Annotated in this window: 16 protein-coding genes; 11 read left to right on the forward strand and 5 right to left on the reverse strand. The window is 68.2% G+C overall.

What is annotated here, in order from left to right; genetic code table 11:
• Nucleotides 1-801 (forward strand): family 1 encapsulin nanocompartment shell protein, encoded by an 801-nt coding sequence (locus EFY87_RS06435; protein ID WP_123270640.1) that lies wholly within the window; start codon nt 1-3, stop codon nt 799-801.
• Between the two features lie 119 nt (nt 802-920).
• Complete coding sequence (locus EFY87_RS06440) at nt 921-1,406, forward strand: PH domain-containing protein (RefSeq protein ID WP_123270641.1); 486 nt, start codon at nt 921-923, stop codon at nt 1,404-1,406.
• A 289-nt stretch (nt 1,407-1,695) separates the two neighbouring features.
• Here EFY87_RS06440 and EFY87_RS21110 read toward each other — a convergent pair whose 3' ends face one another.
• Together EFY87_RS21110 and EFY87_RS06445 are read right to left on the reverse strand one after the other, a co-directional pair.
• Nucleotides 1,696-1,830, reverse strand: a complete 135-nt coding sequence (locus EFY87_RS21110; RefSeq protein ID WP_281276172.1) for a hypothetical protein — start codon at nt 1,828-1,830, stop codon at nt 1,696-1,698.
• Between the two features lie 507 nt (nt 1,831-2,337).
• Nucleotides 2,338-3,180, reverse strand: coding sequence for a retropepsin-like aspartic protease (locus EFY87_RS06445; RefSeq protein ID WP_123270642.1), 843 nt, complete (start codon nt 3,178-3,180; stop codon nt 2,338-2,340).
• 124 nt (nt 3,181-3,304) lie between these two features.
• Between EFY87_RS06445 and EFY87_RS06450 the strand changes: the two genes are divergently transcribed.
• On the forward strand, nt 3,305-4,858 hold the full coding sequence (locus EFY87_RS06450; RefSeq protein ID WP_123270643.1) for a PH domain-containing protein: 1,554 nt from the start codon (nt 3,305-3,307) through the stop codon (nt 4,856-4,858).
• Nucleotides 4,859-5,205: 347 nt separating this feature from the next.
• On the opposite strand, the gene EFY87_RS06455 is transcribed toward EFY87_RS06450, so the two are convergent.
• On the reverse strand, nt 5,206-6,861 hold the full coding sequence (locus EFY87_RS06455) for a dolichyl-phosphate-mannose--protein mannosyltransferase (RefSeq protein WP_123270644.1): 1,656 nt from the start codon (nt 6,859-6,861) through the stop codon (nt 5,206-5,208).
• 158 nt (nt 6,862-7,019) lie between these two features.
• On the opposite strand from EFY87_RS06455, the gene rsmI reads away from it, so the two are divergent.
• Entirely contained in the window at nt 7,020-7,850 is an 831-nt protein-coding gene (gene rsmI / locus EFY87_RS06460) for a 16S rRNA (cytidine(1402)-2'-O)-methyltransferase (RefSeq protein WP_123270645.1), read from the forward strand.
• Nucleotides 7,825-9,228 carry a DUF2079 domain-containing protein gene (locus EFY87_RS06465; RefSeq protein ID WP_123270646.1) on the forward strand — a complete coding sequence of 468 codons (1,404 nt, stop codon included), beginning with the start codon at nt 7,825-7,827 and terminating at the stop codon, nt 9,226-9,228. Before rsmI ends, EFY87_RS06465 begins: the two co-directional genes overlap by 26 nt.
• A gap of 80 nt (nt 9,229-9,308) precedes the next feature.
• On the opposite strand, the gene EFY87_RS06470 is transcribed toward EFY87_RS06465, so the two are convergent.
• Nucleotides 9,309-10,454 carry a hypothetical protein gene (locus EFY87_RS06470; RefSeq protein ID WP_123270647.1) on the reverse strand — a complete coding sequence of 382 codons (1,146 nt, stop codon included), beginning with the start codon at nt 10,452-10,454 and terminating at the stop codon, nt 9,309-9,311.
• Between the two features lie 101 nt (nt 10,455-10,555).
• Here EFY87_RS06470 and EFY87_RS06475 point away from each other — a divergent pair, with 101 nt between their 5' ends.
• Complete coding sequence (locus tag EFY87_RS06475; RefSeq protein ID WP_123270648.1) at nt 10,556-11,170, forward strand: TetR/AcrR family transcriptional regulator; 615 nt, start codon at nt 10,556-10,558, stop codon at nt 11,168-11,170.
• A gap of 43 nt (nt 11,171-11,213) precedes the next feature.
• Here the strand turns inward: EFY87_RS06475 and EFY87_RS06480 are convergent, their stop codons facing one another.
• Nucleotides 11,214-11,579 carry a hypothetical protein gene (locus EFY87_RS06480; RefSeq protein ID WP_123270649.1) on the reverse strand — a complete coding sequence of 122 codons (366 nt, stop codon included), beginning with the start codon at nt 11,577-11,579 and terminating at the stop codon, nt 11,214-11,216.
• A 137-nt stretch (nt 11,580-11,716) separates the two neighbouring features.
• On the opposite strand from EFY87_RS06480, the gene metG reads away from it, so the two are divergent.
• The 5 genes from metG (at nt 11,717) to EFY87_RS06505 (ending at nt 20,473) form a co-directional block, all read left to right on the forward strand.
• On the forward strand, nt 11,717-13,501 hold the full coding sequence (gene metG, locus EFY87_RS06485) for a methionine--tRNA ligase (RefSeq protein WP_123270650.1): 1,785 nt from the start codon (nt 11,717-11,719) through the stop codon (nt 13,499-13,501).
• A gap of 107 nt (nt 13,502-13,608) precedes the next feature.
• Entirely contained in the window at nt 13,609-14,469 is an 861-nt protein-coding gene (locus tag EFY87_RS06490; protein WP_123270651.1) for a TatD family hydrolase, read from the forward strand.
• Nucleotides 14,470-14,753: 284 nt separating this feature from the next.
• A complete protein-coding gene (locus EFY87_RS21255) occupies nt 14,754-15,320 on the forward strand; it encodes a transglycosylase family protein (RefSeq protein ID WP_342769104.1) in 567 nt (188 codons plus the stop codon).
• Between the two features lie 189 nt (nt 15,321-15,509).
• Complete coding sequence (locus EFY87_RS06500; protein WP_123270653.1) at nt 15,510-16,796, forward strand: MFS transporter; 1,287 nt, start codon at nt 15,510-15,512, stop codon at nt 16,794-16,796.
• Nucleotides 16,793-20,473, forward strand: a complete 3,681-nt coding sequence (locus EFY87_RS06505; protein ID WP_123270654.1) for a nitrate reductase subunit alpha — start codon at nt 16,793-16,795, stop codon at nt 20,471-20,473. Before EFY87_RS06500 ends, EFY87_RS06505 begins: the two co-directional genes overlap by 4 nt.
• The last annotated feature ends 2 nt before the right edge of the window (nt 20,474-20,475 follow it).

Here is a 20,475-nt window from a genome sequence, read left to right on the forward strand (position 1 = left end):
GTGAACAATCTGCACAGGGAACTTGCCCCGATCTCCGACGCCGCGTGGGGTGAGATCGAAGAGGAGGCACGCCGCTCGTTCTCGATCAGGGCTGCCGCACGTCGCGTCGTCGACGTGCCGGAGCCGCGCGGGGTCGAGCTTGCCGCGGTCGGCACCGGGCACTTCCACGAATTGGCGGCTCCGTCCGGCCAGGTGCTCGCCAAGGGCCGCGAGGCGCGACCGGTGGTGGAGTTCCGGGCACGGTTCACGGTCAGCCGCACCGAGGTCGACAACGTCGAGCGTGGTGCGCAGGACTCCGACTGGCAACCGGTGAAGGATGCGGCAGCGGCGCTGGCGTATGCCGAAGACCGCACTGTTTTCTACGGATCCAGCGATGAGCAGATCGCCGGTATGGCGCCGGAGAGCACCAACGCGCGGATCTCGCTTCCGCAGGACGTGACCGAGGCACCGGCCGCGGTCGCGTCCGCGATCAACACGCTGCGGCTCGCCGATGTCGCTGGGCCCTACAGCCTGCTGCTGTCGCCGGAGCTCTACACCGCGTTGTCCGAGACCACCGACCACGGTTACCCGGTGCGCGATCACGTCGCGCGGCTGCTCGGCGACGGGCACCTCATCTGGGCGCCCGCCGTGGACGGTGCGTTGCTCGTCAGCGAGCGGGGTGGCGACTACACGCTGCAGCTGGGGCAGGACGTCTCGATCGGCTATCTGTCCCACGACGCCGACACGGTCGAGCTCTATCTGCAGGAGTCACTGACCTTCCTGATCAACACCGCCGAGGCGTGCGTGACGATCTCGTCCTGACCGAGATCGCTCGTCTCGTCGTACGCCAGCTTCGACGGTCGAGGCTTACGTCCGGTATGACGCGCCGGTGTCCCTCGTGTCCGGCACCGTGCGGTGCTGCGACATGAGAAGGTCTGCTCATGGAGCTGCGATCGCCGGCACAGTTGGTGTCCACCCGCGCCCGCACGATGTGGGCGGTCCAGGGTGTGGTGCTGACGCTGGTCCTGATCATCGCCGGGATCGCGGTTGAGTGGACTGTGTCCGGCCTGGCTGGATGGTGGGTTCCGCTCGGGATCGCAGTGATCGCAGTGGTTTTCGTTGTGGGTGCGCTCATCGTCCCGTCGGTGCGATATCGCGTCCACCGCTGGGAGGTCACCGACGACGCGGTCTACACGCAGCGCGGCCTGATCACCATCGAGCAGCGCATCGCGCCGATTTCGCGGGTGCAGACCGTCGACACCGAACGCGGAGCATTGTCAAGGATTTTCGGTCTCAGCACGGTGACCGTGACAACCGCTTCGGCCAAGGGCGAGTTGCGGATCGAAGGACTCGACCGGCAGGTCGCCGAGCAGGTCGTGCACGATCTCACCGTCGTGACCGCAGCCAGCAAGGGTGACGCGACCTGAGCCAGGGGCCGCGGTTCAGGCCTCGCCCGGGAGAGCCGGACGGATCACGATGCGGGGTCCACGCACCGAGGTAGATGTGTGCGTTGGAGGCGACCTCGTGGTGGGCCACCGGGCGGAGCGGGTCGGTTGGCAACGGCCCGACCGCGGGCGCGACGGACGTGCCGTTGGCCGAATCGAGGATCTGCAGCCCGAATGGCGTGCCGGTGCGGTCTGCGAGGACGCTGTGCGTGCGAATCGGTGCGACCTGGTTTGCTGTGGCGACCGGTGTGCGCCGGGGCGGTGGTCTGGGTCATGGCGCCGCTCCTGAGGTGACGGGGAGGGTGAGTTCGGCTGCGGTGGGGCCGAACTTCTCGCGGAGGAAGATGCCGTGCGCGATGAGTGCCTGGGCGTCGGCGGTCGCCAGCGTGTCGCCGAGCGCGTCCATGGTGGCGGCGGCAGGTCGAGCTGGTCGACGAGCAGCAGGAGAGCCGATTTGCCGGCGTGCAACGGGCGCCGGTCGGCGAAGTAGCGGGGCAGGCGCAGGTAGTTGCCGAGGGCAACCGGCAGGTGGTCGGTGGCGGTCGCGACCACGGTGTAGCCGTCGGCGGAGCACGCGCCGAGCGCGTCGATGCGCGGCAGCAACGCGCGAGTTGCGTTGGCAACAGGCAGGACTCGGGCCAGCACGGCGGCAGGCACCTTCTCGTCCCTCGCGATGGTCTCGGCCCGGTCGAGCGCAGCCAGATGCGTCGCTGTCGCCGGCGGCGGGCTTCACGCGTCCGGCAGCTCGCTACGGAACCAGGTACGCCACGGCAGCATCTCGTCCTCCCATTCCCGTGACCGTCACGGGCGCCCGCAAGCCTCCGCCTGTGAGCATGGTCTCGTTGCCGTCGCAGCGGCGTTCAGGGAGTTCTCCGGGTGGACAGGGGGATGGTGGGTCTGCTTGCAGGCACGGTCAGGTGTGGTCTGGCATCGCGAGGGTGAGTATGCCGCGGGTGGTGTCGTACGTCTGCACGTATCGGTCGAGAAAGTCGGTGCCGATAAGACCGTTCAGCGCGAGTTGCTGAAACATCACCGTGGGCTGGCGAAGTTCCGTTGCCGGTGCAGCTGCGAGGCTGACAGATCCAGGGATCGGGATGAACTGTCGACGGTAGTGGTGGCCGGTCTCGTCGACTCCCTCGGTGACCCGGCTTGTCGGTTCGGCGTCGGTCACTTCGCACGACACCATGAATCGCTCGTCCAGGATGGTGGCGGCGGAGCCAGTGTCGATCTCGACTTCGGTCACGGTGCCGTCCGGGAGCCGCAGGTTCGTGCGCAGGTCAATCGCCGGACCGTCCTCGTGTAGACGCACCGGGATCTCGATCTGGTCGGGACCTCCGTGCTGCATCCTCGCGAGGGCTATCACGGACGTGAAGGGGTCGACGGTGAGTCGCAGCGGACCGAGCAGGTCCAGCCCCAGGATTCCGTCGAATCCGTGGGCACCCTCGCTCGGTCCGAAATCCGCAACTCCGACGGTCCCGGACAGCACCGCGAAACCGCCGGACCCGGCCGATGGCGAGTCGCTGCGCAGTTCCAGCGACGGCAACTGCACGAGCGGCACCGACACTGCCTGCCCCGACATGCGGTGCCCGGTGTAATCGCTCCCCGTCATGGCCAACTGGCAGCGTTCGACCACCGACGGCGACAGGATCGTGATGCCGATGCCCGTGTCGACGAGAAATCGTGCTGTGCTCCCGTCCGGCAGGTGAACCCGGATCCGGACGAAGTGCTCCACCCGCTCGAACGGCAACTCGACCATTTAGTCACCGTACCGATGTCCTGGGCGCGCCAGGACAGATCGTCGAACCAGCCGGTGAGCAGTGCTGACGCCGACGACGCCACACAAGCGGTCTGGCGAGGCGCTGCCGTGAGAAGGTCGAGGCATGGACTCGACCATGGCACGGGACCCGGCGGGGTGGGAGACCGGCACAAGCGACTGGCGGCGACTGAGCCGCCGAATGCTGCTTGTCCACCCGGTCAAGGAGGTCATCCGGTTCTTCCCGGCGCTGATCGCGATCGTGGTCGCCGGTTCCAGCGGCGGGCAGAACTGGTGGGGGCTGGCGGGTGCCGGCCTCGCGATCGCGCTCGGGGTGCTGCGGTGGTTCACCACGAGCTACCGCTTCACCCCTGACCAGGTGCAGTTGCGGCGCGGCCTGATCACCAAGAACACGGTCTCCGCGCCGATCGACCGGGTGCGGTCGGTCGATGTCACCGCGTCGGTGCTGCATCGCGCGCTCGGGCTCGCCGAGGTGCGCATCGGTACGGGCGCGGGCGAGAAGCAGTTGCGACTCGACGGCCTGACCGCAGCCGAGGCTGCCGCGCTGCGCGGCGATCTGTTGCACCGGGCTGCGGTGGAGGCGCCGGAAGCCGGGGCTGCCGAATCCGAGTCGGTGCCGACCGGCGAGGCAGTCGGCGTCGAGGACGCGCCGGGTGCGTCATACGAGACGGAAACGGTTGTCTACCAACTGAATCCGGCGTGGATCCGCTATGCACCGTTCGGCCCGGCAGGGCTCATCGCGGCAGCCGCGATTCTCGGCGTCGGCAACCACTTCCTCAACGAGTCGGGCCTCGGCTGGGGGCCGCACAGCGTCATCACCGACGCCACGAACCACCTCGAACGGCTTGGGGTCGTGGTCGCCGTCCTGGCCGTGCTGGTGGTAGCGCTGGTCGTCGTCGTGGTGCTCGCGCTGGCCGGATATCTGTTGGCGTTCCACGGTTTCCGGCTGTCGCGGGACAGCCGCGGCGGGACCTACCACGTGTCGCGCGGGCTGCTCACGACGCGCGCGACCTCGCTGGAGATCCGTCGCATGCGCGGCGTCACCGTGCATCGCGCGGTGCCGCTGCGCTGGGTCGGCGGCGCCCGGCTGCAGGCGATCACGACCGGCGTGAAGGAGGACGGCCACGGCATGAGCACCACGCTGACCCCGCCGTCGCCTGCTGCGGTGGTCGAACGCACGGCGGATGCGGTGCTGGGGGAGGATGCCTTCGCCAGGCCCCTGCAGCGGCACGGTGCCGCCGCGACCCGCCGGCGCTACACCCGGGCGATCGGCAGCGCGTGTGTGCCCGCGATCGTGCTCGGCGTCGTCGCGGTCGCCGTCGACCTCCCGCAGTTGTGGGTTGCTGCGGTGGTCGTGCTGCTGCTTGGGGCACTCCTTGGCCGTAGTCGCGCGCACTGGCTGGGGCACGCGGTGACCGACCGCTTCCTGATCACCCGCTCGGGATCAATCGCGATGTCCACCAACGTGATCGAACGGCGTGGCGCAGTCGGCGTCACCGTCCGGCGATCGTTCTTCCAGCGTCGCGCGGGGGTTGCCACCGTCGGCCTCGCGACCGCGGCCGGCGCGAAGGAATATCCGGTGCTGGACGTCCCGCAGGCCGAAGTGGGCAAGCTTGCCGCGCAGATCGTCCCGGGGCACGTTGAGCAGTTTCTGCGGTGACCGGTCGGCGGGATCCGCGAGAAGTGCTCCGAGTGGGCAGTTACTGGCGGGTATTTCGGGGCGAACTCGCCAGTAAGTGCCCACTCGGGCGCCAACCTAGCGAGCGCGCCGATTCGCGGGCGCAAACCCCATGCGGACGGTGTCCCGAAGGCGCGACGGTCGGGAGTTCGGGACGCGGAATCGCTGGTATCCGGTCCCGAAGGCGCGACGGTCGGGAGTTCGGGACGCGGAATCGCTGGTATCCGGTCCCGAAGGCGCGACGGTCGAGAGTTCGGGACGCGGAATCGCTGGAATCCCGTCCCCAAGGCGCGACGGTCGAGAGTTCGGGCCACGCTGAATTACGCCACTCAGATCCAGCTGGGTAGCCACATCCGCCACTGCCAGTGGCTGTAGGGGATGACCTGCGCGGTCCAGATCGGCCAGAAGAAGACGAAGAGGGCAACGGTCAGAATGGTGAACCCGCCGACGACCGCCTTGCCGATCATCACGCGTTGCGCGCTCGCGCCCGGTCGGGCAAGTGTCAGCCCCAGCGCATAGATGCAGGCCAGCACCATGTATGGCGCGAACGCCACCGTGTAGAAGGTGAAGATCGTGCGGTCCTGGTAGAGGAACCATGGCAGCCAGCCGGCCGCCACCCCGACGAGTATGGCGCCCGCCCGCCAGTCGCGGCGCAGCAGCCAGTAGAAGATCAGCACTGCCAGCGCGATGGTGCCGAGCCACCAGATGCTCACGGTGCCGAGCGAGGTGATCGCCTTGCTGCACGCGGCAGCACCGCAACCGGACGTCGGCGCCTCGTAGAAGAACGACGTCGGGCGCGTCTGCAGCGTCCAGGACCACGGGTTCGACATGTACGGGTGGAACGAGGTGATGTCGTCGGCCGACTGGTACATCTGGATGTTGTATTCCCACAGCGACCGCATCCAGTCCGGTTGCCACGCGAAAAGCCAACTGGTGGGGGAGAAGCCGGTGTTGCCGGTTGCCGGGTTGTTCAGGGCCCAGTTGCGGTCGAAGCCGTCGTTGCTGGCGATCCAGCCGAACCAGCTCGCGAGGTAGACCGCCAGCGACAGGGCGAGGACATTGACGCAGGCGGGCAGTCCGTCCTTGACGAACGTCGCCGACCAGTAGCGCCGCACCCCCGCCGCGCGCCGCGCGCCGAGATCCCAGAAGCAGGTCATCAGCCCGAAGGCGGCCAGGAAATACAGGCCGGACCACTTGGTCGCGATGTCCAGGCCGAGGCAGACACCGGCCACCCAGCGCCACGGCCGCCAGCCCAGCCATGGGCCGGCCAGTGATCGTTTGTCCCAGGTGCCGGCAACCTGCATCGCCGCGACCTTGTCGGCCAGGATGCGCCGGGTGCGCGTCCGGTCGGCCAGTAGCGCGGTGAACGCGGCCAGTGCCCAGAACATCACCATGATGTCGAGGATCGAGGTCCGTGACATCACGAACTCGGTGCCCTCGAAGCACAGCAGGATCGAGGCGAGCGTTGCCAGCACGGGCGACCGGAAGAGGTGCCACGCCGCCCGGCCGACCAGGTAGATGCCGAGCGTGCCGAACAGCGCGACGGCGAAACGCCAGCCGAACGAGGAGGTGATGCCGAACAGCTTCTCGCCGATGCCGATGAACCACTTGCCGATCGGCGGGTGCACCACGAAGTCGGCCTGGGTGCCGTAAATGTGCGGGTTGCCCATGGTGAACAGCCCGTCCGGGTTGTTCGTGATCAGCGTCGACTTGTCCTGCTTGCGCTCGTAGCCGTAGAGGAACATCGACCAGCCCTCTTTGACGTAGTAGGTCTCGTCAAAGATCAGCTGGTGCGGGCGGCCGACGTTCCAGAAGCGCATGATGCCGCCGACCACCGTGACGATGGCCGGGCCGAGGAAGGCCCACAGCTTCGCCTCCGCGGTCCGCGGTGCGCCGAGCAGCCGGCGCCGCAGCACCGCGCGGCGGTCGGGCAACGGGTCACCCGCGGTGCTGTCGCCGGTTCCCCGCGCCAACGTCACCGTCACGTGCCGCCCTCCTCGCCGATCGCCGGTGCCTACCTGAAGAAAGTCCCAGGCGAGATTAGCTGAGGAACCTCTGTCCCGGCTCACCGGCGGCGTATGCCGGGAGCCCTCCTCGTCATACCGGCGCTGCCGCCCGCGGCACGCGTGCGAGACTGCGGACCATGACCGAGGGCATGCTGGTGCTGGCGGCGACCCCGATCGGCGACCCTGCGGACGCGGCTCCGCGGCTGGCGCGTGAGCTGGCGGGCGCCGACGTCGTGGCCGCCGAGGACACCCGGCGGCTGCGCCGGCTGCTCGACGAGCTCGGCGTCGCGACGCGGGGCAGCGTGGTCAGCTACCACGAACACAACGAACGCAGCCGCACTCCCGAGCTGCTCGACCGCCTGCGGGACGGGGCACGGGTCGTGCTCGTGACCGATGCGGGGATGCCGTCCGTGTCCGACCCGGGCTACCGGCTCACCAACGTCGCCGTCGAGGCCGGTGTGCGGGTGACCTGTGTGCCGGGGCCGTCCGCTGTGCTGATGGCGCTCGCGGTGTCCGGCCTGCCGACCGACCGGTTCTGCTTCGAGGGGTTTCTGCCGCGCAAGCCCGGCGAGCGTGCGCGGCGGCTGGCGGGTCTGGCGCACGAGCAGCGCACGATGGTGTTCTTCGAGGCGCCGCACCGGCTGGCCGAGATGCTGGTCGCGGTGGCCGAGGCGTTCGGCGGCGACCGCGTCGCGACCGTCTGCCGGGAGCTGACCAAGACCTACGAGGAGGTGCGCCGCGACCGGGTGGCCGCGCTCGCGGAGTGGGCGGCCGAGGGAGCGCGCGGCGAGATCACCATCGTGGTGGCCGGTGCCCCCGCGGTGCAGGCGTCGGTCGAGGAGGTGCTGCCCGGCATACGGGCACGTGTCGCGGCCGGTGAGCGGCTGAAGGCCGTGTGTGCGCAGGTTGCCGAGGCGACCGGATTGTCCAAGAAGGCGTTGTATGACGCAGCCGTCCGCGACCGCTGACACCCCGCGCGCGGCGGCGGTGCGGTGGGGCATCGTCGCCGGTGCCGTCGCGACCGTCTTCTATGCGGTGCTGGCGCTCGGCCGCTGGAACGCCGGCGACAGCGCGGACTACGACCTCGGCATCTTCGCGCAGGGCGCGGAAGCCTGGTCGCGCGGGCACTGGCCGCAGTCGGACATTCGCGGGCTGTCGCTGCTCGGCGATCACTTCAGCCCGATCCTGGCGACCTGGGGTGTGCTGTGGCGGTTCTGGCCGACGCCGCCGACCCTGCTGATCACCCAGTCGGTGCTGCTCGGCGCCGCTCTCGGGGTCGTCGTCGGCTACGCGCGGCGGCGCACGGGTGTGCGGGTCGCGCTGCTGATCGCCGTCGTCGGGATCTTCTCGCGGGCGGTACTGACCGCCGCCATGTTCGACGTGCACGAGGTGGCATATGCCGCAATCGCCTTGGCAGTGCTGTGCATTGCGCTGCTGCAGCACCGTTTCGGCTGGGCCGTTGCCGCGTCGGTCTGGCTGGTGCTGACCAAGGAGGACCTCGGGCTGACGGTCTTCGCCGCCGGTTTCTGCTGGTGGTGGATGTATCGCGGCGAGGGCTGGCGACGGCCGCTGATCCTCGCCGGCATCGGGGTCGCCGGGGTGATCGTCGCGATGCTGGTGATCGGGGCGTTCTCGCCCGGCAGCGGCAGCGGATATCTCGCCTACTTCGGCATCGGATCCAGCAACAAGCTGCCCGTCCCCGAGGACCACAGCCTCAGCCCGCAGCGCCTGCTCCCGGTGCTGATGTACGTCGTGCTGGCCCTGATCGTCGGGGTGCGCTCCAAGCTGACCGTGCTCGCCATACCGACCCTGGTATGGCGGGGCGTCTCGTCCAACATCCACTACTGGGCGCTGGACTTCCACTACGACGTGGTCCTCTGGCCGATCGGGATGCTCGCCTTCGTCGACGTCATCGAGCGGTATGGCGTGCCGCGGCTGCGCTCCTGGCAGTCCGGGTGCGTCGGCGTCGCGATGGTCGCGGGTTTCGCGCTCGCTGTCTCCGAGATGGGCGATCGGTCGGTCGCTCCGGGCTCGTTCTTCCACACCGCGCCGGTCGTCGAGAACATCCGCGCGCTGGCCGCGGCGCACCTGCCGCACGACGCACGGGTCGCGACGCAGGCGGACGTGGGTGCCTATCTCGTGCCGGCATACGACGCGTTCTCGCTGCGGCCCGACCAGCATCCGTCGGTCGACTACGTGATGTTCACCAGCAAGCCGAAGTGGACCTATCAGGTGCCGGTGTGCGCGCGGGAGAAACTCGTGCGCGAGGGCGCTCAGGTATGGCGCCGCGGCACCGTCACCCTGGTGAAACTCCCGTACCGGCAACGCGTGACCCCGACCTGCTGACCTCGCCCCACCCATCCGCCGAATGACGGCTTCCTCGCCGAGTGACGGTCCAATTTCGCCGTCATTCGGGCGAACGACCGTCAGTGAGCGTGCGCGAGGTGGCGCGGATGACGGCGGCGCCGGCGGGCGGCGGCGACCAGTTGCAGCGAGAACCCGATCAGCAGCCAGACTGCGGATACGAGCAGTGGCCGGAGCGCGCCATATCCGTCGAAGAACGCCGTCGCGCGCAGCGCGGTGTTGGTCGCGCCCAGCGGCAGCAGTTGGCCGGCTGCGCCCCAGCCGGTCGGCAGCATCTCGGGCGCCGTGGTGGCTCCGGAGAGTGCATTGCCGGCCAGCATCATCAACGCGGACCCGAGGCCGAGACCCGTTGTGCCGATGAGGCTTTCGAACCCGAGCAAGGTCATCGAGACAGCCCCGACGCCGAGCGCGATGACAGTGGCGTTCGCGAAGTAATTGCCGCTGAGCGTGCCGAGCCAGCCCTGCAGCAGTGCCGTGAGGGCGAGCCCGCTGAGCACGGCGAAGGCGGCCACGACCAGCGCGCGGTCGCGGCGCCGCTTGATCAGGAAGGTGGTTGCGGCGGCGACGACGATCGAACCCATCGCGACCGGCAGCATGGACGCGGCGATGCCGGCGCCGTGCGGGTCGTCGACGGGAGCCGGGACGATGTCGGACTGGACGACCGGCAGATGCTGGCGCGCGCCGGCGGCCGTGCCGATCTGCGCCAGCAACTGAGCGACCGTCGCGGACCGGGCGGACGACGTCAGGACCTGGACGCCCTCGGCCGTGTACACGTAGCCGCCGTAGGCCTCGTGGTGCTTGACGCGTTCGGACGCCGCCGCGGCCGAACCGACGGTGGTGATCGAGAAGGCGCCCGGATCCTGTGCGTTGAGAGCGGTTTTCATCGCGCTGGTCGCTGCGACCGGCCCGCTGACGACGATCGGCAGGTGTCGCGGCTTGCTGTTGATCGCCGGCCAGGCGAAGAGCGTAAGCAGGGCGCTGAGCACGACCGTCAGCGCGAGCACGAGCCCGATGCTGCGGCGTAGTTCGGAGGAGGCGGTGCTGGGGCCGGGCTCGGTGAAAGTCCCAGCGCCGGTCCCGGACCCAGCGCCGGTCCCGGACCCAGCGCCGGTCCCGGTCTTGGTCCGGGTGCCGGTCTCGGTCGCAATGCCGGTCGGGTCGATGGTCTCGGTCGCAATGCCGGTCGGGTCGATGGTCTCGGTCGTCATACATCCCTCCAAAGCGAACGTTCCTTCTATTTGTGCCAAGCCTCGCGCCCTGCCCTCGCTATTGTCAAATAGAACGTTCGTTTTTTTGCTATGGTTGCCGTATGCCCCGCATTTCCGACGAGCGCCGCGCCGCGCGACGTGAGCAGATCATCAGTGCCGCGCTGCGGTGCGCCATCCGGTCCGGATTCGACGGAATGACGATGGCGCAGGTGATCGAGGAGTCCGACCTGTCGGCGGGCGCCGTCTACGGCTACTTCTCCGGGAAAGCCGAACTCATTGCCGCAGTGGTGGATTCGCGACTGTATGACGTCATACAGCTACTCAGTGACGCAGCCGACGCACCGCAGGTGCCGCCCATCCCGGAGTTGCTCAAGACGATCACCACCTCGCTGGAAACCGCTGCCCAGAGCGTGGACGGCGACCTGACCGTGCTGCTGCAGTTGTCCTGGGCGGCGGCAGCCAAGGACCCCGCGATCCTCGATCTGGTCCGCCCGCGGCTGCTCGCGGTGCTCGATGCCTGGGCTGCGATCGTGCGGCGGCATCAGGAGGCCGGCACCATCGACCCGGCGGCGGATCCCGATGATCTCGCCCGGGTGCTGCACAGCAGCGTGCCCGGCTACACCATGCTGCGACTGGTGGGACTGTCCTCGGGCCCGGACCGCTTCGCCGCGGCCTGGTTGGCGCTGATGGGTCCGGCGCAGCAACCCGCCGAGTGACACAGGTGCACCTGCGTCACTCGGCGGCACGTGTCAGTCGCCGTCACCGCTGCCCGCAGAGCTCGTCCTCCGGCAGCCGGATGGCCGCGTTGCCCGCATCGCCGGGCCGGTAGCACACCCACGCGACCTTGCCCTGCGCGTCGAATGCTGCGAGATCAACGGGTTTCGTCACTTCGCGGATGTCGGAGCCGACGCGATAGCGGACCGTCAGCTCGGCGACGCCGTCCTTGGCCGGCCCGAGTTTCACCACGGTCCCGGTGGTCATCGCCGGCCGGGCAGGCCCACTGGGCTGCCGGCCGTGCCACCACTGCGACGCCAGGTAGGCGATGAGCACCACCGCGACCAGGGCGGCAATCTGCTGGCTGCGCGTCAGCTGGATGCGCGGACGCGCGGGTGACGTCCTCGGCATACCTCCTCCTTCGGCGAACGACAACCGGTATGACGATACGTGGTCGCGGGTAGCGCCGGGGTCGCCGACCGCGGGCGTCGCCTCCCGCGAAGAACTGCCGCGACGGCGAGCTGCGCTCCCACCTAGGATGACGAACCATGAAGGTTCTGTCCGCTGTCGCCTGGCCGTACACCAACGGCCCACGTCATATTGGCCACGTCGCCGGATTCGGTGTCCCCGCAGACGTTTTCAGCCGTTACATGCGTATGGCGGGCCACGACGTCCTGATGGTCAGCGGCACCGACGAGCACGGCACCCCGATCCTGGTCCTCGCGGACAAGGAGGGACTGTCCGTCGAGGAGATCGTCGACAAGTACAACGCCGTCATCGCGCAGGACCTCACCGATCTCGGCCTGTCCTACGACCTGTTCACCCGCACCACCACCCGCAACCACTACCAGGTCGTGCAGAACCTCTTCACCCAGATCCGCGCCAATGGCTACATGATCGAGCAGACGACCACAACGGCGATCAGCCCGTCGACCGGCCGCACGCTGCCCGACCGCTACCTCGAAGGCACCTGTCCCATCTGCGGATTCGCCGAGGCGCGCGGCGACCAGTGCGACAACTGTGGCAACCAGCTCGACCCGTCCGACCTGATCAACCCGCGGTCCAAGGTCAATGGCGAGGTGCCGGAGTTCATCGAGACGCAGCACTTCTTCCTCGATCTGCCCGCACTGGCCGACGCACTGCAGCGGTGGCTGGACGAGGTCGACACAGCGGGCACGTGGCGTCCTGGGGTGATCAATTTCGCCAAGGGGCTGGCCAAGGACATGCACCCGCGCGCGATGACGCGCGACATCGACTGGGGCATCCCGATCCCGGTCGACGGGTGGGACACCAAACGGTTCTACGTGTGGTTCGACGCGGTCATCGGCTACCTGTCGGCCGCGATCGAGTGGGCCCGCCGGACCGGGGATCCGGAGTGCTGGCGGGAGTGGTGGAACGATCCGGCCGCGAAAAGCTACTACTTCCAAGGGAAGGACAATGTCACCTTCCATGCGCAGATCTGGCCGGCCGAGTTGCTCGGCTACGCAGGTCTTGGCGACAAGGGCGGCGAGCCGGGGGAGTACGGCGAGCTCAACCTGCCCACCGAGGTCGTCGCGTCCGGCTTCCTGAACATCGCGGGCGAGCAGTTCTCCACCTCGCGGGGGCGGGTGATCTATGTGCAGGACATGATCGCCCGGTATGGCGCGGACGCCCTGCGTTACTTCATCTGCGCGGCCGGGCCGGAGACACAGGACAGCGATTTCACCTGGGACGAGTTCGCCACCCGCAACAACAACGAGCTCGTCGCCGGCTGGGGCAACCTGGTCAACCGCACCGCGTCGATGATTGCGAAGAACTTCGGCGCGATCCCGCAGCCGGGGACGCTCGAACCGATCGACGAGGAGCTGCTGGCCGCGGTTCGCGGCGGGTTCGCAACGGTCGGGGGGCTGCTGGAGAGCCAGCGGCAGAAGGCGGCCATCGCCGAGGTGATGCGGCTGGTGCGTGCCTCGAACAAGTACGTCACCGACACCGAGCCCTTCCGGCTCAAGGGTGACGACCAGCGGGAGCGGCTCGCGACCGTGCTGCACACGCTCGCCCAGGCGATCGCCGACCTCAACACGATGATGGCGCCGTTCCTGCCGCACAGCTCCAACAAGGTGGCCGAAACCTTCGGGGGCACAGGCGAATTCATGCCGATGCCGCGGCTGGAGCAAGTGCGTGACCTGGACGACGACAGTCGCGCCTACCCGGTCATCACCGGCGACTACTCCGGCACACCGCGCTGGGAGTCGACGCCGGTGCCGGTCGGTGCGCTGGTCGCCAAGCCGACGCCGATCTTCGCCAAGCTGGACCCGATCGACCCCGACGACCCTTTCGGTCGCGGCGCCGCGTAACCGATCGAGCGGCACACCAATGCATTGAGCGGCACAGAAGACCCGGGTGGCCAAGTGTGCCGTTCGATGCGGAAGTGTCCCGCTCGATCAGAGTAAGGAGGCAAGGAGTGGGCAAGGGCCACCAGAGCGGGTATGACGGGCCGCCCCCGGCGCCGCAGCCGCTGCCGATCGCCGTGGTCGACAACCACACGCACCTGGACATCGCGCGCGACGGCCACCGCGCGCCGGACGTGGATGCCGCTCTGTCGCAAGCGGTTTCGGTTGGTGTCGACCGTGCCGTGCAGATCGGGTGCGACCTGCCCGGCGCGCGGTTCACCGTCGAGCAGATCGACCGGCACCCGCAACTGCTGGGTGGCGTGGCGATCCATCCCAACGAGGCGGCCGTGCTCGCGAATGCCGGCGCATTGCAGGACGCATGGGCGCAGATCGAGCAGCTCGCGGCGCACCCGCGCATTCGTGTGATCGGCGAGACCGGGCTCGACTACTTCCGCACCGGCCCGGAAGGTGTTCAGGCGCAACAGGATTCGTTCCGATGGCACATAGATCTCGCCAAGCGGGCGGGCAAGGCGCTGCAGATCCACGATCGCGACGCCCATGAAGATGTGATGGCGGTCCTGGACGACGAGGGTGCCCCGGAAAGCACGGTGATGCACTGCTTCTCGGGTGACATCCACCTCGCCCGCCGCTGCGTCGCGCGCGGCTACTACCTGTCGTTCTCGGGCACGGTCACCTTCAAGAACGCGCAGGCGCTGCGCAATGCACTCGCGATCGTGCCGCTCGATCGGTTGCTGGTCGAGACCGACGCACCGTTCCTCACCCCCGCGCCCTATCGCGGCGCGGTCAATGCGTCATACCTGATCCCGCTCACCGTGCGGGCGATGGCCGACGTGCTGACGGTCGACGTGCCCACTTTGTGCGCCGCGCTGTCGGCAAACAGCGAACGCGTCTACGGCTCCTGGAGTGACTGACACAAGCGGCAAGCCTGCGCAAGTGTGACGTAGCTTTCGTTACCAAAAGTTGACCTTTGTGGTGCTCGTCGGTCACTCTCGATGAGTTCAACCCGAGAGCAGGCACCCCGAAATCGGTCGCGCACTGCGACCGGCGAGCCAGGCATCGCGCCGCTCGCTGCACCGCTCCGGCAGCTTCTTCAGAGTCGTTGCCGAGGTGCGCCGCGCCGCTCGGCGGGGTAGCACGACATCGGAGAGATCTTGACCTACGCCTGACCAAGACCGCCCTGCTCGGAGCCACTGCAGTGGCAGTCGGCGTCGGAATCACCGCCTGCGGCGGCGGTTCCTCGGCCGGAGCACACAGCGCCCCGCTCGCGTCGACGACCACCAGCACGACCGCGGCACCGAGCGCATCGGCCACGTCGCGGACACCCACGGCCACAGCCACCCTGCTTGCCGCCCACCGCGCGACCGCGCAGAGCGTGTCCCGCGATGAGGCTCGACCGACCGCGGAGACCCGGCTGGTCACCGCGCAGCCGGTCAACCGGATCCTCGTCATCGGCACGAAGCCCGCGTCGCAGCCGACGACGCAGCCGAGCCCGGTCAGCAGCCCCGCCGGCGGGCTCAACCTGGCCAACGCGGCGATGTGGGACCGCATCGCGCAGTGCGAGTCGGGCGGCAACTGGAGCATCAACACCGGCAACGGCTACTATGGCGGCCTGCAGTTCGACATCGGCACCTGGCTGGGCGCCGGTGGCGGCCAGTTCGCGCCGCGGGCCGACCTGGCCAGCCGCGCCGAGCAGATCACCGTCGCCAACCGCATCTACGCGTCCCGCGGCCTGGGCGCGTGGGGCTGCGCCGGGGCGGCCTGACGCGCCTCACCGCCACTGATTCGCCGGCCGGGCCGGGTCCTTCGGGACCCGGCCCGGTTTTGTCGTGCGGGTGGCCACGACGGCCGCAGCGGACTGAAATTACGAGAACTGGATTAATTACTACATGTGGTAGTAATTTATGAGCGTCACGCACACCAGCACCAGCTGCCCGCCAGAACGAAGGTCCAGATGGCCACCACACGCCAATCGCGCTCCCAGTCGGCGAATCCCTGGGTCCAGTTGCTGATGGCAACTGTCGGCTTCGCCCTGAACTTCTGGGCCTGGGCGCTGATCAGCCCGCTCGGTCCGTTGTTCAGCCCGGACAAGGCCAAGCTGAGCGCCGGCGCTTACCAGCACGCGGTGCACTGGCTGCCGTTCGGCAACCACGTTCCGCTGACCGCCAGCCAGGCCAGCCTGATGGTGGCCGTTCCGGTGGTGGTCGGCTCGGTCGGCCGCATCCCGGTCGGTGCGCTGACCGATAGATACGGCGGCCGGATCATGTTCCCGCTGGTCACCGCGGCGACGATCGTCCCGGTGCTGGTTCTGGGCCTGTGGGCACAGCGCTCCTTCGGGGCGATCCTGGTCGTGGGCGTGTTCCTCGGCATCAGCGGCACCTCGTTCGCAGTCGGCGTTCCCTTCGTGAATGGCTGGTTCCCCCCGGAGAAGCGCGGTATGGCGGTCGGCATCTTCGGTGCCGGCATGGGGGGCACCGCGATCAGCGCGCTGACCACCGTCAGCATCTTCAAGTCGCACGGCAGCGCCGCACCATTCGTCCTCGTGGCGATCGTCCTGGCGGCATACGCCGTCGCCGCGTGGTTCGTCCTGCGCGAGCCCGCCCATCGATCGGTGCCGACCACGCCGCTGCTGCGGCGGCTGGCCGGCACGGTCAAGCTGCCGGTCACCTGGCAGGCGTGCGTGCTCTACACCGTCTCGTTCGGCGGGTATGTGGCATTCTCGGTCTTTCTGCCGCTCTACCTGAAGAACGCCTATCAGCTCTCCGCGGTGGACGCGGCGAACAAGATGGCGGGCTTCGTCATCATCGCCGTGATCATGCGGCCGGTCGGCGGCACGCTGTCCGACAAGCTCGGCCCCATCCACGTGCTGGCAACGTGTTTCGCGCTGGTCGCGGTGTGCGCCGCGATCGCGTCGGGCACCCCGCCATTGCACGGCTACGGCACAGTGATCTTCCTGGTGATGGCCGCGGCGCTCGGTGCCGGCTCCGGCGCGACGTTCGCGCTGATCGCCCAGACGACCGAGCCGTCCAGCGTGGGCAGCGTCACCGGGGTGGTCGGCGCGGCTGGTGGTCTCGGTGGATTCGTCCCGCCCCTCGTGATGGCCTACATCTACTCGCAGACCAGGTCCTACGGCATCGGCATGTGGCTGCTGGCCATCTGTGCCGCACTCACCGTGGTCCTGACGCTGACGATCGTCCGGCACACCGCACGGGCTGCCTTGGTTGCGAAGGAACACGCATGAACACAGGACTCGACGACCCCCTGACCGATGCGCTGGTCGGCACCCGCCGGTTCTTCACCCGCGCCGAAGTCTCCGAGGATCACCGCGCCATGTATGTCGAGGGCGGTCGCCAGGGTGACTCCTTCTACCGGGACAGGTGGAGCCACGACAAGGTGGTGCGCTCCACGCACGGCGTCAACTGCACCGGCTCGTGCTCCTGGAAGGTCTACGTCAAGGACGGCATCATCACCTGGGAGGCGCAGCAGACCGACTATCCGAGCACCGGCGCGGATCGGCCGGAGTACGAACCCCGGGGGTGCCCGCGCGGTGCGGCATTCAGTTGGTACACCTACTCGCCGACCCGGGTCCGCTACCCCTATGTGCGCGCGGCGCTGCTGACCATGTTCCAGGAGGCACGGGCCATGTATGGCGACCCGGTGGTCGCCTGGGCGTCGATCGTGCAGGACCCCGAACAGGCGCGTCGCTACAAGCAGGCACGCGGGAAGGGTGGCCTGGTCCGTGCGTCCTGGGCCGATGCCGTCGACCTGATCGCGGCAGCGCACGTCTACACGATCAAGCGCTACGGCCCGGACCGGATCGCCGGATTCTCGCCGATCCCGGCCATGTCCCAGGTGAGCTATGTCTCCGGCGCCCGATTCCACGAGCTGATCGGCGCCCCGATGCTCAGCTTCTACGACTGGTATGCCGACCTGCCGGTCGCCAGCCCGCAGATCTTCGGCGACCAGACCGACGTGCCCGAGTCCGGCGACTGGTGGGACGCGGGCTACCTGATCATGTGGGGCAGCAACGTCCCGATGACGCGGACCCCGGATGCGCACTGGATGACCGAGGCGCGCTATCGCGGCCAGAAGGTCGTGGTGATGAGCCCCGACTATGCCGAGAACGTCAAATTCGCCGATGAGTGGCTCTCGCCCGCGCCCGGAACGGACGCCGCGCTCGCCATGGCGATGGGCCACGTCGTGCTCAAGGAGTTCTTCGTCGACCGGCAGACCGGTTTCTTCGACGACTACGTCACCACGTTCACCGACCTGCCGTTTCTGATCACTCTCCGAAAGGATGCCGACGGAGGGTGGCGACCGGACAAGAACCTGGTGGCTGCCGACTTCGAAAACCCCTGGCGGACAAGCGAGAACGCGCTCTTCAAGCCGGTCGTCTTCGACGAAGTGAGCGGTGCGCCCGCAGTCCCGAATGGCACCCTCGGCCACCGCTTCGGCGACGAGGGGGTCGGCACGTGGAACCTCGACCTGGAGGGGCTGCGTCCCCGGCTGACCTGCTGGTCCGAGGACGCCGAATCCGTGACCGTCCGGCTGCCACGTTTCGACGCCGCCGACGGGCAAGCCGTGTTCGAGGAACGCGGCGTGCCGGTCATGCGCGTCGGGAACCATCTCGTGACAACAGTTTTCGACCTCATGCTGGCGCAGTATGGCGTCGGCCGTCCGGGCCTGCCCGGCCAGTGGCCGACCGGGTATGACGACTCCCGCGCGCCATACACCCCGGCGTGGCAGGAGGGAATCACCTCCGTCCCAGCCGAGGCATGTGCCCGCATCGCCCGCGAGTTCGCTCGGAATTCCGTTGACACGCAAGGGCGTTCGATGATCCTCATGGGCGCCGGAACCAACCACTGGTATCACTCCGACCTGATCTATCGCGCCATGCTGATGCTGACCACGATCACCGGGTGCCAGGGACGCAATGGCGGGGGATGGGCGCACTACGTCGGCCAGGAGAAGGTGCGGCCGCTGACCGGCTTCCAGAACACGGCGTTCGCACTCGACTGGGTGCGGCCACCACGGCACATGAACCAGACGGCGTATTGGTACGTCAACACCGGCCAGTACCGCTACGACACCTTCGTCGCGGACACCGTGGGCGCCGGGATGGGGGCCTTCCCCGGCCAGACCGTGATGGATCTGCTGCTCACGTCGGTGCGCCTGGGCTGGTCACCGTCGTACCCGACGTTCGACAAGAGCTCGATCGAGATTCCGGAACTCGCGGCGCAGGCCGGGATGGACGTCAAGGAATGGGTCGTCGCCGGTCTGAAATCCGGTGAGCTGAAGTTCGCGCTGGAGGATCCGGAGAACCCCGAGAACTTCCCGCGCGTGCTGAGCCTGTGGCGCAGCAACCTGCTGGGCTCCAGCGCCAAGGGCGACGAATATTTCCTCAAGCACCTGCTCGGCGCCGAGGGGTCGGTCACCGCGCACGAGGCGGCGCCCGACCAGCGGCCGCGTGACGTCGTGTGGGCGGACGAGGTGGCCGAGGGGAAGCTGGACCTGCTGACGACCATCGACTTCCGGATGACCAGCTCGACGCTGTTCTCCGACGTCGTGCTGCCGGCCGCGACCTGGTACGAGAAGCACGACATCAACACCACCGACATGCACCCCTTCATCCATTCGTTCAACCCGGCGATCGACCCGCCCTGGCAGAGCAAGACCGACTGGGACGCGTGGAAGGAGATCGCCCGACGCTTCTCCGAGCTGGCGGTCGACCACCTGGGCACCCGCACCGACCTGGTCGCCAAGCCGTTGTGGCACGACACACCCGAGGCGATGGCCACGCCACACGGCATCGTGCGCGACTGGAAACTCGGGGAGTGCGAGCCTGTTCCTGGCGAGACGATGCCCGCCCTGGTGCCGGTGGAGCGTGACTACACCGCGATCTACGACAAGCTGACCTCGGTGGGCCCGTTGCTGGACACCTTGGGAACGTCCTGCAAGGGCGTCACGTATGACGTGTCGGCTGAGATCGCACAGTTGCGGCAGGACCACGGCATGGTCGCGACCGGTCCGGCGGCGGGCCGTCCCCGGCTGGACACCGACGTGCAGGTGGCCGAGACCATCATGATGTTGTCCGGGGCCACGAACGGCCGCCTTGCGACACAGGGTTTCGAGACTCTGGAGCGGCGGACAGGTCGCCAACTGCACGATCTTGCAGCCGAAAGCGAAGGCAGGAGAATCACTTTCGCTGACACGCAGAATGCGCCGCAGCCGGTCATCACCACTCCGGAGTGGTCCGGGTCGGAGACCGGCGGACGTCGTTACAGTCCGTTCACCGTCAACGTCGAGCGACTCAAGCCGTTCCACACGCTCACCGGGCGTCAGCACTTCTACCTCGATCACGACTGGCTGCTGCGGATGGGCGAGGCACTGCCGACGTTCCGTCCGCCGCTGGACATGACCCGGCTGTTCGGTGAGGCCGAGATCGGCGCGACTGGCGAACTCGGCGTCTCCGTGCGCTATCTCACCCCGCACAACAAGTGGTCGATCCACTCCGAATACCAGGACAACCTGTTCATGTTGTCGCTGTCCCGGGGCGGCCAGACGGTGTGGATCTCCGACCGCGACGCGGCGAAGGTCGGCATCCGCGACAACGACTGGGTCGAGATGGTCAACCGCAACGGCGTGGTCGCCTGCCGTGCCGTGGTGTCCCACCGGATGCCCGAAGGCACCGTCTACATGCATCACGCTCAGGACCGGCTGATCGACGTGCCGCTGACGCAACGGGACAAGAAGCGCGGCGGCATCCACAACTCGATGACGCGCATCATGCTCAAGCCCAGTCACCTGGTCGGTGGATATGCCCAATTGACCTACTTCTTCAACTACATCGGGCCGACCGGCAGCAACCGCGACGAGGTCACCATGATCCGCAAGCGGACGACACCCGTGGAATATTAGAC

Origin of the sequence: Flexivirga caeni (assembly GCF_003724155.1) — a bacterium.
GTDB classification, from domain to species: domain Bacteria; phylum Actinomycetota; class Actinomycetes; order Actinomycetales; family Dermatophilaceae; genus Flexivirga; species Flexivirga caeni.